At 72.0% G+C, this 12,553-nt stretch carries 10 protein-coding genes; 4 read left to right on the top strand and 6 right to left on the bottom strand.

Annotation, left to right across the window (positions count from 1 at the left end):
• Positions 1 to 203: 203 nt before the first annotated feature.
• Positions 204 to 467, bottom strand: a complete 264-nt coding sequence (locus ACIPUC_RS29270) for a WhiB family transcriptional regulator (RefSeq protein ID WP_003983763.1) — start codon at positions 465 to 467, stop codon at positions 204 to 206.
• 659 nt (positions 468 to 1,126) lie between these two features.
• Here ACIPUC_RS29270 and ACIPUC_RS29265 point away from each other — a divergent pair.
• From ACIPUC_RS29265 to ACIPUC_RS29255, 3 genes are all read left to right on the top strand, one after another.
• On the top strand, positions 1,127 to 1,621 hold the full coding sequence (locus ACIPUC_RS29265) for a cysteine dioxygenase (protein WP_446593403.1): 495 nt from the start codon (positions 1,127 to 1,129) through the stop codon (positions 1,619 to 1,621).
• Between the two features lie 81 nt (positions 1,622 to 1,702).
• Positions 1,703 to 2,677, top strand: a complete 975-nt coding sequence (gene cofD / locus ACIPUC_RS29260; RefSeq protein ID WP_446593351.1) for a 2-phospho-L-lactate transferase — start codon at positions 1,703 to 1,705, stop codon at positions 2,675 to 2,677.
• Positions 2,674 to 3,996 (top strand): coenzyme F420-0:L-glutamate ligase, encoded by a 1,323-nt coding sequence (locus ACIPUC_RS29255; protein WP_446593350.1) that lies wholly within the window; start codon positions 2,674 to 2,676, stop codon positions 3,994 to 3,996. The genes cofD and ACIPUC_RS29255 overlap by 4 nt, the downstream gene beginning before the upstream one ends.
• Positions 3,997 to 4,022: 26 nt before the next feature.
• Here ACIPUC_RS29255 and ACIPUC_RS29250 read toward each other — a convergent pair whose 3' ends face one another.
• The 5 genes from ACIPUC_RS29250 to ACIPUC_RS29230 all read right to left on the bottom strand — a co-directional run bounded on the left by ACIPUC_RS29250 (position 4,023) and on the right by ACIPUC_RS29230 (position 10,997).
• Positions 4,023 to 5,021 (bottom strand): DNA-3-methyladenine glycosylase family protein, encoded by a 999-nt coding sequence (locus tag ACIPUC_RS29250; RefSeq protein ID WP_446593348.1) that lies wholly within the window; start codon positions 5,019 to 5,021, stop codon positions 4,023 to 4,025.
• A gap of 108 nt (positions 5,022 to 5,129) precedes the next feature.
• Positions 5,130 to 6,833 (bottom strand): LCP family protein, encoded by a 1,704-nt coding sequence (locus ACIPUC_RS29245; protein WP_446593347.1) that lies wholly within the window; start codon positions 6,831 to 6,833, stop codon positions 5,130 to 5,132.
• A 59-nt stretch (positions 6,834 to 6,892) separates the two neighbouring features.
• Positions 6,893 to 8,623: an LCP family protein gene (locus ACIPUC_RS29240; protein WP_446593345.1), complete on the bottom strand. Its 1,731-nt coding sequence runs from the start codon at positions 8,621 to 8,623 to the stop codon at positions 6,893 to 6,895.
• 223 nt (positions 8,624 to 8,846) lie between these two features.
• Complete coding sequence (locus ACIPUC_RS29235; protein WP_446593343.1) at positions 8,847 to 10,070, bottom strand: LCP family protein; 1,224 nt, start codon at positions 10,068 to 10,070, stop codon at positions 8,847 to 8,849.
• Positions 10,071 to 10,247: 177 nt separating this feature from the next.
• Positions 10,248 to 10,997, bottom strand: a complete 750-nt coding sequence (locus ACIPUC_RS29230; RefSeq protein ID WP_446593341.1) for a TIGR03089 family protein — start codon at positions 10,995 to 10,997, stop codon at positions 10,248 to 10,250.
• Between the two features lie 140 nt (positions 10,998 to 11,137).
• On the opposite strand from ACIPUC_RS29230, the gene ACIPUC_RS29225 reads away from it, so the two are divergent.
• A complete protein-coding gene (locus ACIPUC_RS29225) occupies positions 11,138 to 12,526 on the top strand; it encodes a peptidoglycan recognition protein family protein (protein ID WP_446593340.1) in 1,389 nt (462 codons plus the stop codon).
• The last annotated feature ends 27 nt before the right edge of the window (positions 12,527 to 12,553 follow it).

Below are 12,553 nucleotides of genomic sequence, written 5' to 3'. Positions count from 1 at the left end.
GGTCACGGGGGAGGGTCCGGGGGTGGTGTGCCCTCGGAGGCTGCTGGACAGCGCCCCACCCTAACGGCTGGCAAAGCAGCGGTCCGCCTCCTGCGGGGAAGGTGCAGGAGGCGGACCGTGTGCCGTGCTCTTGGCGATGTTCTCCGTCGTGCTGTCTGCTGTGCCGTTTGCCTGATTTGCCCTGTCGGTCGCGCAGTTCGATATCAGACCGCTGCCTTTTTCAGCCTGCGGCGCTCACGCTCGGACAGACCGCCCCAGATGCCGAATCGCTCGTCGTTGGCGAGGGCGTACTCAAGGCATTCGGAGCGGACTTCGCAGGCGAGGCAGACCTTCTTCGCCTCGCGGGTGGAGCCGCCCTTCTCGGGAAAGAAGGACTCGGGGTCGGTCTGGGCGCACAGAGCGCGCTCCTGCCATCCGAGCTCCTCGTCCGCCTCCTCGACCAGCAGTTCCTGAAACAGCTCGGTCATGTGCGCCCCTCGCTCTGTCTGTGCGTCCCCGTGGTGATGCCGTTACTGATCGCTACGTAACGACACGAGTGAAATTACAAGTGCGTGGCTCCGGCGCAGTCAAGCCGAGGTCTGCTATTGGGCCCCTTATTCACTCTGCGGAACCAAGCCTATGCAGAAAGTGTTCATATCGCCAAAAATCGTGACACATGCCACAGGCGCCCTGCGAGGCGCGCCTCCACCTGCGAATCACGCGTCACTCGGGGGTGGGGTTGCGATCCGGCCAAAGAAGCGGCGGAGATCACAGTCCGGTCACGAGATGGCGGGTTCGGGTTTGGGTGGCACATGGGCGCCACATCCCCCGGCGCGGACTGCACAAACCTTTCTCCGTGCACGGTAACCGGATGAGGTGAAAGTTTTGCCGTAAACCGGACATTGGGTTGACAGTCCGACCCCCCACCCGTTCTCCTTGTTCCCATGTCAGCGCCCGCAGCACTCACCCGGACCCCCATTCGTGGGTTCCTGAGCGCTGCCCAGGTTCGCTGCTGCTGTTGCTGCTGTTGATGCCTTCGGAGCTTCGGCTCCCCAGAGCTCCGGCCGGACCCGCAACCGCCAGCACCACTGACATCCGTCGAGGACTTCCCACGATGAACAGCACCCCGATCGCACCGATCGCCCCGATCACCGTCGAGAGCGACCTCCAGATCGCCGGCGACATCCTCGCCGTCCAGCACCTCCTCCAGCCCGCCCGCGAACACCCGGCCACCGTCGCCGAGTTCGCCGGACTCGCCCGCTCCATCGCCGAGGACCGCGCCTCGTGGGAGCACCTGGTCCAGTACGACGCCACCACCCGCTGGTACCACCGGCTGCGCACCGGCCCCGGTTACGAGGTCTGGCTGCTCAGCTGGGTGCCCGGCCAGGGCAGCGGCCACCACGACCACGGCCCCTCCTCCGGCGTCCTGACCGTCCTCGAAGGCGAGCTCACCGAGCGCAACACGCGCGGGCGGCTCACCCTCGGCGCCGGCTCCCAGCGGGTCTTCGCCCCCGGCTACGCGCACGAGGTCGTCAACGACGCGCTCGACGGCGCGGTCAGCCTGCACGTCTACTTCCCCGGCCTGACCGAGATGCCGATGCACAGCTGCTCGCCGGCCACGCCGGAGTCCGTCCCCGCGTAACACCGGCACCCGCCTGCCGGGCCCGCCCGTCGCCCGGCCACCGCCCCTCGAACGACCGCCTGCGGCTGACAGACTGTCCGCATGCGCATTGTTGTTCTGGCCGGCGGTATAGGCGGCGCCCGGTTCCTCCGCGGACTCAAGTCGGCAGTGCCCGACGCGGACATCACGGTCATCGGCAACACCGGTGACGACATTCACCTGTTCGGGCTCAAGGTGTGCCCCGATCTGGACACGGTGATGTACACCCTCGGCGGTGGCATCAACGAGGACCAGGGCTGGGGCCGTGCCGACGAGTCCTTCACCGTCAAGGAGGAGCTCGCCGCGTACGGGGTCGGACCGTCCTGGTTCGGCCTCGGCGACCGCGACTTCGCCACCCACATCGTCCGTACGCAGATGCTCGGCGCCGGCTACCCGCTGAGCGCCGTCACCGAGGCCCTGTGCGACCGCTGGCAGCCCGGGGTGCGGCTGCTGCCCATGTCCGACGACCGGGTCGAGACCCACGTCGCGATCACCGAGGCGGGCACCGGGCAGGCCGGTTCCGCGGAGCGCCGGGTCATCCACTTCCAGGAGTACTGGGTCCGGCTGCGCGCCGCGGTGGACGCGGAGGCGATCGTCCCCGTGGGGGCCGAGCAGGCCAAGCCCGCGCCCGGGGTGCTCGAGGCCATCGCCGCCGCCGATGTGATCGTCTTCCCGCCGTCCAACCCCGTGGTCTCGGTCGGGACGATCCTCGCCGTCCCCGGAATCCGCGACGCCGTGGCCGCCGCCCAGGCGCCGGTCGTCGGCCTCTCCCCCATCGTCGGGGGCGCGCCCGTGCGCGGGATGGCCGACAAGGTGCTGGCCGCGGTCGGCGTCGAGTCCACGGCCGCCGCCGTCGCCCTGCACTACGGGACCGAACTGCTCGACGGCTGGCTGGTGGACACCGCCGACGCGCACGCCGTCGCCGAGGTGGAGGCCGCCGGGATCACCTGCCGCGCCGTGCCGCTGATGATGACCGACCTGGCCGCCACCGCCGACATGGCCCGGGCCGCGCTGGAACTGGCCGAGGCCTCCCGGTGACCGCCGCCGCACACGCTTCTCGCGAGCACAGTCCCTCGTACGAGGTGCGGGCCGTCGACGGGATCCCCGAGGTCAGGCCGGGCGACGACCTGGCGAAGCTGATCGCGGTGGCCGCGCCCGGCCTGCGCGACGGGGACGTCCTGCTGGTCACCTCGAAGATCGTCTCGAAGGCCGAGGGCCGCCTCGTCGAGGCGGACTCGCGCGAGGCGGCCATAGACGCGGAGACCGTACGGGTGGTCGCGCGCCGCGGTCCCCTGCGGATCGTCGAGAACCGGCAGGGGCTGGTCATGGCGGCCGCCGGGGTGGACGCCTCCAACACCGCGCCCGGCACGGTACTGCTGCTGCCCGAGGACCCCGACGCCTCGGCCGCCGCGATCCGCGAAGGGGTGCGCGACATCCTCTCCGTGGACGTGGGCGTGGTGGTGACGGACACCTTCGGGCGGCCGTGGCGCACCGGGCTCACCGACGTGGCGATCGGCTCGGCCGGGGTGCGGGTCCTGGACGACCTGCGCGGGGGCACGGACGCGCACGGCAATCCGCTGAGCGCGACGGTGGTGGCGACCGCGGACGAACTGGCGGCGGCGGGCGACCTGGTCAAGGGCAAGGCGGCCGGGCTGCCGGTGGCCGTCGTACGCGGCCTGGCGCACGTGCTCGGCGAGGGCTCGTCGGCGCGGGACCTGGTGCGCACCCCGGCCGACGACATGTTCCGGCTGGGCACCTCGGAGGCGGTACGGGAGGCGGTGACGCAGCGCCGCACCGTACGGGCCTTCACCGCCGAGCCGGTGGACCCGGGCGCGGTGCGGCGGGCGGTGGCGGCGGCCGTGACGGCCCCGGCTCCGCACCACACGACGCCGTGGCGGTTCGTCCTGCTGGAGTCCGCGACGGCCCGGCTGGAGCTGCTGGACGCCATGCGGGACGCGTGGGTCGCGGACCTGCGGGCGGACGGCGCATCGGAGGAGTCCATCGCGAAGCGGGTGCGGCGCGGTGACCTGCTGCGGGCCGCCCCCTACCTGGTGGTGCCCTGTCTGGTGGCGGACGGCGCGCACGACTACGGGGACGCGCGGCGGGACACGGCGGAGCGCGAGATGTTCGTGGTCGCGATGGGCGCGGGCGTGCAGAACTTCCTGGTCGCGCTGGCCGGGGAGCGGCTCGGCTCGGCGTGGGTGTCCTCGACGATGTTCTGCCAGGACGTGGTGCGCGAGGTGCTGGGGCTGCCCGGCGACTGGGATCCGATGGGGGCGGTGGCGGTGGGGCACGCGGCCGAGCCGCCCCGGGAGCGGCCCGCGCGGTCCGCGGAGGAGTTCATCCGGGTCCGCTGACCGGGCCGGGCGCTCTGCCGGACCGCTCAGAGCCGGCCGATGTCGGTGCGCGGCATGCGCGGGACGCGGCGGGGCGGGGCGTGGCCCGCGAGGAGGACGAGGCGGGCGGCGCGGTGGCGCTGGCCGGCGTACGGGGCCAGGAGCTCCAGCATGGCGGCGTCGTCGGCGTCGCGGTCCCCGGCGAGGGCGTAGCCGATGATGCCGGGGAGGTGCAGGTCGCCGGTGGTCACGGCGTCGGGGTCGCCGTTGCTGCGCTGGAGGGTCTCGGCGGAGGTCCACGGGCCGATGCCCGGGACGGCCTCCAGCCGGGCGGCCGCGGCGGCGGGCGCCATGGCGGCGGCCTCCTCCAGGCGGTGCGCGACGCGGGCGGCGCGGACGATGGTGGCGGAGCGCTTGGCGTCGACCCCGGCCTTGTGCCAGTCCCAGGACGGGATCAGGGCCCAGGTGCGGGCGTCGGGCATGACGTACAGGCCGAGGCCGTGCGGGCCGGGCGCGGGCTCGCCGTACTGGCGTACGAGGCGGCGCCAGGCGCGGTACGCCTCGTCGCTGGTGACCTTCTGTTCCAGGATGACCGGGACCAGCGACTCCAGGACCAGCCCGGTGCGGGTGAGGCGCAGGCCCGGGCGGCGGCGGTGGCTGGCGTGGACGAGGCGGTGGCGCGGGACGAAGGCGGCGGGGTCGTCGCCGGAGCCGAGGAGGGCGGGCAGTTGCTCCAGGAGCCAGTCGGCGCCCGGGCCCCACGCCTCGGCGGTGATCTCGGTGCCGGAGCGGGAGACCCGGAGGGTCGCGGCGCCCTGCGGGGTCCGGCTGGTGCGCCAGACCGACCCGTCGGGGGTGGCGCGGAAGGCGGGGTCGGCGGGGCCGCGCCGGAGCGGGCCGAGGGTGAGGCCGAGGTCGACGGGGCCGTCGGGGACCCAGCGCCGGGCCTTGGCCCCTGCCCCGCCCGCTTGCCCCTGCCCGGCGGGCACGGGGGTGCGGCCGCCGCGCACGGTGGTGCGGTTGAGTGGATCGAAGCGGCCGGCCATGCCTCGAGCGTAGCCCTGCGGGCAACTCGCGAAAGGGCCCGGGGCGGCGGCTGTGATCGGAGCAGCCGCTGCGCCGGGCCCTCGTGCGTACGAACTACGCGTGACGCGTTACCAGGTGAAGCCTTCCTGGATCGCCATGCAGGCCTTGTCGTTGTCGCCGTTGAGGGCGTGGGCGGACGTCGGGGCCACGGTCGGGGCGGGCGGCGGCGGGGTCGGCGCGTTGCCGGTGCGCCAGTCCTTGCCGACGAACAGGACGATCCCGGGGACCTCGGCGGACTTCTGCACCGCGGTGGCCGGCAGGCCGAGCGCGGTGGCCACGGCCGCGGCGTCGGCCGCCTCGGCGTCGGTGGCGAAGCGGACCACCGTGGCGTCCTCGGCCCCCGTCTGGGTGTCCGCGGTGGCCTTGGTGAAGCCCTTGCCCTTCAGCAGCGTGGCCACGTCGGTCGCCCGGAGCTTGACCTTGGCCTCGGCGCCGTCCTTGCCGCCGGTGGCGTTGCGGACGGAGACCGCGATCTTCGCGGGCGCCGAGGCCGGGGCGGTGCTCGCCGCGGTGGTCGGCTGGGCCGGAGCGGAGGGCGTCGCGGGGGCGCCCGGCGAGGGGGAGGCGCCGTCCGCCGGGGTGCCGGAGCCCTTGCCGTCGAGCGCGATGTCCTCGCGGACCATCCGGAACAGGGCCTCGGCCTCGCCCGCCATGGGCTCGACCCGTCCGTCCATGCCGGGGCGCGTGCTGTACACCCACGGCATGGTGGTCATGGTGATCCGCCCCGGCGGGACCTTCTTGAGCTCCATGCTGAGGTCGTAGAGCTTGTCTATCTTCTTCAGGCCGGGGTCCACGACCATGGCGTCGATGGCCGCCTGCGCCAGGCTGTTGAGCTTCACCGGGTTGGAGAGCTTGGCGTTCTTGCGGAACTCGCGGGCCATCGAGTTCATGTACTGGTGCTGGGCGTGGGTGCGGGCGATGTCGGTGCCGTCCTCGAACCCGTAGCGGGTGCGCAGCCACTGCAGGGCCGTCTCGCCCTGGATGATGTTCTCGCCCTTCTGCAGCTTCAGGCCGGAGCCCTTGCCGTCGCGGGTGCGGGAGTGGACGTTCTGCTCGACGCAGACCGGGACGCCGCCGATGGCGTCCGCCATCGAGACCACGCCCTTGAAGTCGATCATCATGAAGTGATCGATGGGGATCTTGGTCAGCTCGGTCCAGGCGGCGACCGTGCAGCCCGGTCCGCCGCGCTGGAGGGACTCGTTCGTCTGCACGAGGCCCTTGCTGGCGGGGTGCACCTTGCCGTTCGGCTCGGTGCACTTGGGCATCATCAGAATCGTGTCGCGCGGCATCGACACCACGGACATGTTGGTGCGGTCGGCCGACAGGTGGAGCAGCATCTGCACGTCCGCCAGCGCCGGGCCGCCGAAGGTTTCGGTGGCCCCGCCGAGGGACTGGTTCTCCTCGCCGTCGCGCGCGTCGGAGCCGATGAGCAGGATGTTCAGCGGGATCTGCCCGAAGGAATTGGGCTTCGATCCGCCCAGGTTGGTCTCGCCGAGGTTCAGCGGGTCCGTCTTGATGCTGTTGTTCAGGTGGCGGTAGTAGAGGTAACCGCCGGCCGCCGTGCCGAGTATGAGCAGGGACAGCACGCAGGACACCCAGCGCAGCACGCGCCGACGGCCCCGCCTGGTACGGGTGCCGCCCGCCCGGTGGCCGCGGCGAGAGCCGCCGCCCCGAGGCCGGGGTACGGTGCCGGGTGCGTCCGCATCGCCGCCGGATATGCCGTCGGCGTTCTGGGCGGTCGCCCCCTCCTCCCGCACGTTGCTGTGCCTCACACGTCCCCCTCGAAATCCCTTTTGGTCAAAAATCTGCCGGTATCACCGGCAAAAGCCCGTTATTTGGCGCAGATCGCCTTGTCGGCCTGCGCCTGCTGCACGTCCTTGGGCAGCTCCTGCGGAACGGGAGCGGCCAGCGGTGTGCCCGGCTGCTGGAAGTCGGGGCCCAGCGTCAGCTTCATCGGCGTCCTCGCCGAGGCGTCCGCCGTCCCCATCTTCATGGCGGTCGCCGGGAGTCCCAGCATCTCCGCCAGCGCCCGCGCCTGGTCGGCCTGGTTGGGCGCGTACTCCAGCTGCGTGGCACCGACCTTCGCGGGGGCGTTGCCGAGGTTGCTGGCCTTGGGCACGCCCTTGGTGTTCTGCAGCCAGTTCAGGGTGGTGGAGGCCGCGCCCTTGGGGCCGCCGCCGTTGTACACGTTCACCCGTACGTCCGCCGCGGGGGCCTTGTTGCCCTGGAGCAGCGCGTCCTGCTTGGCCTTCGCGTCCGCGTCGGCCGCCTCCTTCGCGGCCTGCTCCTTCTTCTCGACCTCCGTGAGCGAGACGTCCCCCCGGATCATCTGCAGCAGCGGATCGGCCAGAGACTGGTTGACCACGACGGTGGCCTTGACCTTCTCCGCCGGGTTGTCGAGCACCGGAAGGGTCGTGAAGGTGATGTTCTTGAGGTCGATGTCCTTCAACTCACCCGCGAGATCGGTGAGTTTGTCGATGGATCCCAGGCCCTGGTCCACGGTCAGCGACTTGGTGGCCGCCTCCGCGAGCGAGAAGAACTTCTTCGGACTCGTCAGCGTTTCCTTCGACTTCATCTCGCGCATCATCGAGCCGAGGAACTGCTGCTGGGTCTTGATCCGGTCCAGGTCGCTCTCGTTGCCGAAGGCGTGCCGGGTCCGGACGAAGGCCAGCGCCTGCTCGCCCGACAGCCGGTGCTCGCCCTGCGGCAGCTTGAGCTTGGAGTCCTCGTCGTCGACGGCCTTCTCCAGGCAGACGGGCACCCCGCCGACCGCCGTGCTCAGGGTCTTCACCGCGTTGAAGTCGACCATCATGAAGTTGTCGACCTCTATCCCGGTGAGCTCCTTGACGGTGCGCATCGTGCAGCCCGCGTCGCGGCCCTCCTGGCCCAGGCTGTTGTTGAAGCGGGTGCCCTTCGTGCCCTTGATCTCCTTCGTCGAGCCGTCCGGCTGCTTCGTCGGACAGGCCGGGATGTCGGTGATCAGGTCGCGCGGGATGGACAGCGCGGTGGCGTTGGAGCGGTCCTTGGCGACGTGGAAGAGGATCGTGGTGTCGGCGTGGCCGACGCTGTCCTTGTCCCCGTAGGCCTCGTTGCCCGCACCCGTGCGCTTGTCGGTGCCGATGACCAGGATGTTGATGGCCTGGTCCTTCTTGAAGCCGCCGGTGCCGGCGCCCGCGATGTCGGTGACGCTGAGGTTGCCGTTCAGGTGGTCGTAGTAGAAGTACGCCGCCGCGGCGCCGCCGACCAGCAGGAACGCCAGCGTCCCGCTGGTGATGAGCAGCGCCTTCTTGCGGCGCCCGCCGCCTCCGCCGCCCTTGCGGGAGCGGCCGCCGCGGCGGCCGCCGGGCGGGGGGTCGCCGCGCCGGGGCCCCGGTACGGCCGGGGAGGGCGTGCTGGGCTTGCCGGGCGCGGAGGGTGATTTGCGCGGGGCGGTCACGCCCGCCCGCGGCTGATGCGCTGTGGAGTCACCCAGTCGCAGTTCGTAGTTGCCGGTGCGGGGATTGAGCACCCACTGGTCTGCGGGGTCGATTTCCTCGGCCCGCCCACGGCTTTGCGCATCCACGGTTGCTCGAATCCTCCGTCGGTGCCTCGCGACGCGCCTCCCCCGGGGCGCACGGTCAACGATCCGGCTGCTGGTGCCCGGCCTCTGGTCCGGCGGGGCACCGGATCGCTCACCTTATCCGCCAGGTTCGGCTGCAAACCATGCTGGTGACAAATTCCACTCCCCTTATAACGGGGCGAAGCGCTCATCCCGTTCGCTTCGGTCACCGGCTTTTGGGATTGCTTTACCGGCAGTCGACGATCCCCGCCGTGGTCCCGGTGAAGGTGGGGACGGGTACGGGGGGCCCGATGGTTCCCCCGCCCGGCTCGACGGTGCTCCCGCTCCCGTTCCCGTTCCTCGTCCCGTTCCTCGTCCCGTTCGCGTTCGCGCTGTCGGGCTTCGGCGGGGCGACCGTCACCGGCTGGTCCATCCGCAGTTGCCGGAACAGCCGGGCGGCATCCGGCTCCACCAGCTCGTCCCGGTTCGGATCGGCCGAGTACGGCTTGCGCGGGACCGTCAGGAACTTGACCTGATCGGGCGGTATGTTCCGAACGCCCCGTACGAGTTCGTACAGGCCGCGCAGCGAGGCCAGCCCCGGGTCCGTGGTCACCGAGGAGGTCGCGGCGTCCAGCAGCGGGTACAGGCGGGCCGGGTTCAGCAGCACCCCGTTGCTCTGCACCTTCTTGACCAGCGAACCGAGGAACTGCTGCTGGCGCTCCATCCGTTCGGTGTCGCTGCCGTTGCCCAGGCTGTAGCGGGCGCGGACGAAGCCCAGCGCGTGCTCGCCCCGGAGGGTCTGACGCCCAGCGGGCAGCCGCAGCTTGGCCTCCGAGTCGTCGACCGGCTGCTTGAGGCAGACCTCCACCCCGCCGATCGCGTCGACCATCTTCTTGAAGCCGCGGAAGTCGATCACCATGTGGTGGTCGATCCGGATCCCCGTGAGCCGCTCGACCGTACGGATCGTGCAGCCGGCCCCGCCCCACTGGAACGCCCAGTTGAACTGCGCGTGCTGTTCGCGGGTGCGACTCCCGTCCGCCATCAGGCACTCGGGGATCTCCGCCATCAGGTCCCGGGGTATCGACACCGCCGTCGCGCTGCGCCGGTCCGCCGGCAGGTGCAGCAGGATCGTGGTGTCCGAGCGCTCGGTGCCCCGGTCCTGCCCGTAGCGGGCGTTGTCCTGGCCCGAGCGGGAGTCCGAGCCGATCAGCAGGATGTTCTGGGCGCCGTTCGCGAAGTGCGTCGGTCGGTCGCGGTCGTAGCGCAGCAGCTCGGCCGCCGCCGAGGTGTCCTCGGTGATGTTCCCGTCGAGCTTGCTGTAGACCCACCAGCCGGTGGCCGAGCCCGCCAGGACCAGGAAGGCCGCCCCGAAGCCGGTCCAGCGCAGCAGTCGGCGACGACGGCTGCGCGGAGGCTTCGAGCCGCCCGCGGCCGTCCCGGTCCCGCCCGGTATGCCTGCGCTGTCCGTCACTGGCGTCCGTCCCCTCGCCGTTCCGACAACAGCCGTGCGAGTGGGCACGGCTACTGCCGATCCTGCCTCCGGGCGGCCTGGGCAGCCCGGGGGCAGGGGGGTGTCTAGGGCCATGTGGGTGACAAATCGCCCCTTCTCGGCATTAACCAGTCTGAGTGACGGGGCTCCGGGCCGTGATTAGACGGTGTGGGTGACGCGCTCGCTCTCGATCCGCTGCGCCAGCCCGTCCGGCGACAGCCGGTCCAGATTCCGGCACAGCACCACGGAGCCGCCCGACGCCAGAGCGGCGTAGAGCCCGGCCGACAGGCCGTCCCAGGTGTCGTAGCCGAGCCCGGTCAGCACCCGCGAGCCCGCGCCGAGGCCGAGCTTGGCCGCGTCCTCGCGGGCGCGCGCGGTGAGCTCCGCGTGCGAGAGCTCCTCGCCGCCGACGATCAGTGCGGGACCCTCCGCCTCCACCGGGACGAAGGGCGCGAACCGGTCCCCCTGCCCCGGCACCTCGACCGCGTAGTCCGCGAACCCGGCCGGCGGCTGCGGGAACCGTCCGCCCAGCGGCCGCAGCGCGAGCGCCACGCGCTCCCCGTCGCACTCCAGGGCCCGGTCCAGCGAGTCCGGCCCGCTCACGACGAGATCGGCATCGCCCGGGTGCCCGTTCACCGAGGCCACGACCCCGACCGAGTCACACGCGAGCAGCCACACGGCGCTCTGCCAGTGAGCCGGGAGGAGCAGAGCGAGCCGGTCGCCGGGTTCGGCGCCCAGGTCGCCCTGGAGCAGATTGGCGGTCTTGGCCACCCAATTGGCGAAGGTGGCGACGGACAATTCCACGCGCTCGCCCGTGGCGTCGTCGTAGAAGGTGACGAGCGGGCGGCCCGGATCGGCGGCGAGCGCGGATCGCAGCAGGTCGGCAGGGGTGCGGTCAGTGGCGTTCACCCGGCACAGCGTACGCGGGGCCGTCCCCCGTACGGCGGCCCGCTGCTCCGCCGTACGGGCGAGGGGTACGCCCGGGCGGGTCGGACGGTTCGTCAGTTCTCCGATGGCGCCCGCCGGTGCGGGTACTCACCATCCTTTTCATGCGTGGATTCCTTGCTTCCTCGATCGGCGTCGCGACCGCCGCCGTACTGGCCCTGCCCCTCGCGTTCCCCGCCGCGGCCCTGGCGGAGTCCGCCCCCATCACCCCAGCCGGCTCCACCCAATCGCTGCCGCTCGTCCCCCTGGGGCCCGCGGCCACCCGGACTCCGGGCGTCCCCGGCATGAGCGCCTCGCCGGGCCTCCCCGAGACGCAGGGCCTGACCGCCCGCGAGGTCAAGACGTTCTCGCTGGTCGGCGTGGTCTGGGACGACATCACCACCCAGCTGCACGGCAGGGTCCAGGTCCGCACCCGCTCCGCGAAGACCGCGGCCTGGTCCGGCTGGCAGGACGTCGAGACCCACAACAGCGAGCACGCGGCCGACCCGGACGCCGTGGAACGCGGCTCCGGCCGGGTCCGCGGCGCCACCGCCCCGCTGTGGGTCGGCGAGTCCGACGGCGTGGAGGTCCGCGTCCAGGCGGAGCCCGGCACCTCGTCCAGCCGCGCCGCCGCCCGGCTGCCCACGGGCATGCGGATCGAACTCGTCGACCCCGGTGCGGAAACCCCGCCCACCGGGTCGGACGGCAAGAACAGCGGCCCCGACGGCGACGACAAGGGCGAGGTGGCGGTGCCCGGCATGACGATGGAGATGGCGGAGTCCTCCGCCGCGAACATCCCGCACGCCGCGCTGGGCGCGAACGAGATCACCGAGCTCAACAAGGCCGACTCCACCGCCGACGCGATCTTCGCCAGTGACGGCGAGCTGACCGCGGCGGCCGCCCCGTTCATCGGCCCGCGCCCGCGCATCGTCACCCGCAAGGGGTGGGGCGCGGACGAGTCCCTGCGCGAATCGGGCTTCGTGTATACGAACACGGTCAAGGCGGCCTTCGTCCACCACAGCGCCTCCGGCAACAACTACGCCTGCAAGGACGCCCCGGCGGTCCTGCGCAGTCTGTACCGCTACCACGTGGTCAGCAGCGGCTGGCGGGACTTCGGCTACAACTTCGCCGTCGACAAGTGCGGCACGGTCTACGAGGGCCGGGCGGGCGGAGTCTCCAAGGCGGTGCTCGGCGCGCACACCATGGGCTTCAACACGAACAGCATGGGCGTCGCGGTGCTGGGCACCTACACCTCCACGGCCCCGCCGGCGGCGGCGGTCGACGCGGTCGCCCGCCTCACGGCCTGGAAGCTCGGCCTCTTCGGCCGGGACCCGCGCGCGAAGACGACCCTGACCTCGGGCGGCGGCAACCGCTACCCCAAGGGCCAGAGCGTGTCGATGAACATCATCTCGGGCCACCGGGACGGCTTCGCCACCGCCTGCCCGGGCGCAAAGCTCTACGGCAAGCTCCCGGACACGCGCACGTCGTCGGCGAAGCTGCAGGGCCGCCCGTAGCTCCCGGGACCCCCTGGCCCGAGCCAC

The sequence above is a fragment of the Streptomyces sp. LARHCF249 genome (assembly GCF_052871255.1).
This window is presented reverse-complemented; position numbering and strand designations above follow the sequence as displayed.

Bases quoted from the DNA above. Each gene is read 5' to 3' on its own strand.
- ACIPUC_RS29270 (WP_003983763.1), bottom strand. From the start codon at position 467: ATGACCGAGCTGTTTCAGGAACTGCTGGTCGAGGAGGCGGACGAGGAG.
- ACIPUC_RS29225 (WP_446593340.1), top strand. From the start codon at position 11,138: ATGCGTGGATTCCTTGCTTCCTCGATCGGCGTCGCGACCGCCGCCGTA.
- ACIPUC_RS29250 (WP_446593348.1), bottom strand. From the start codon at position 5,021: ATGGCCGGCCGCTTCGATCCACTCAACCGCACCACCGTGCGCGGCGGC.
- cofD (WP_446593351.1), top strand. From the start codon at position 1,703: ATGCGCATTGTTGTTCTGGCCGGCGGTATAGGCGGCGCCCGGTTCCTC.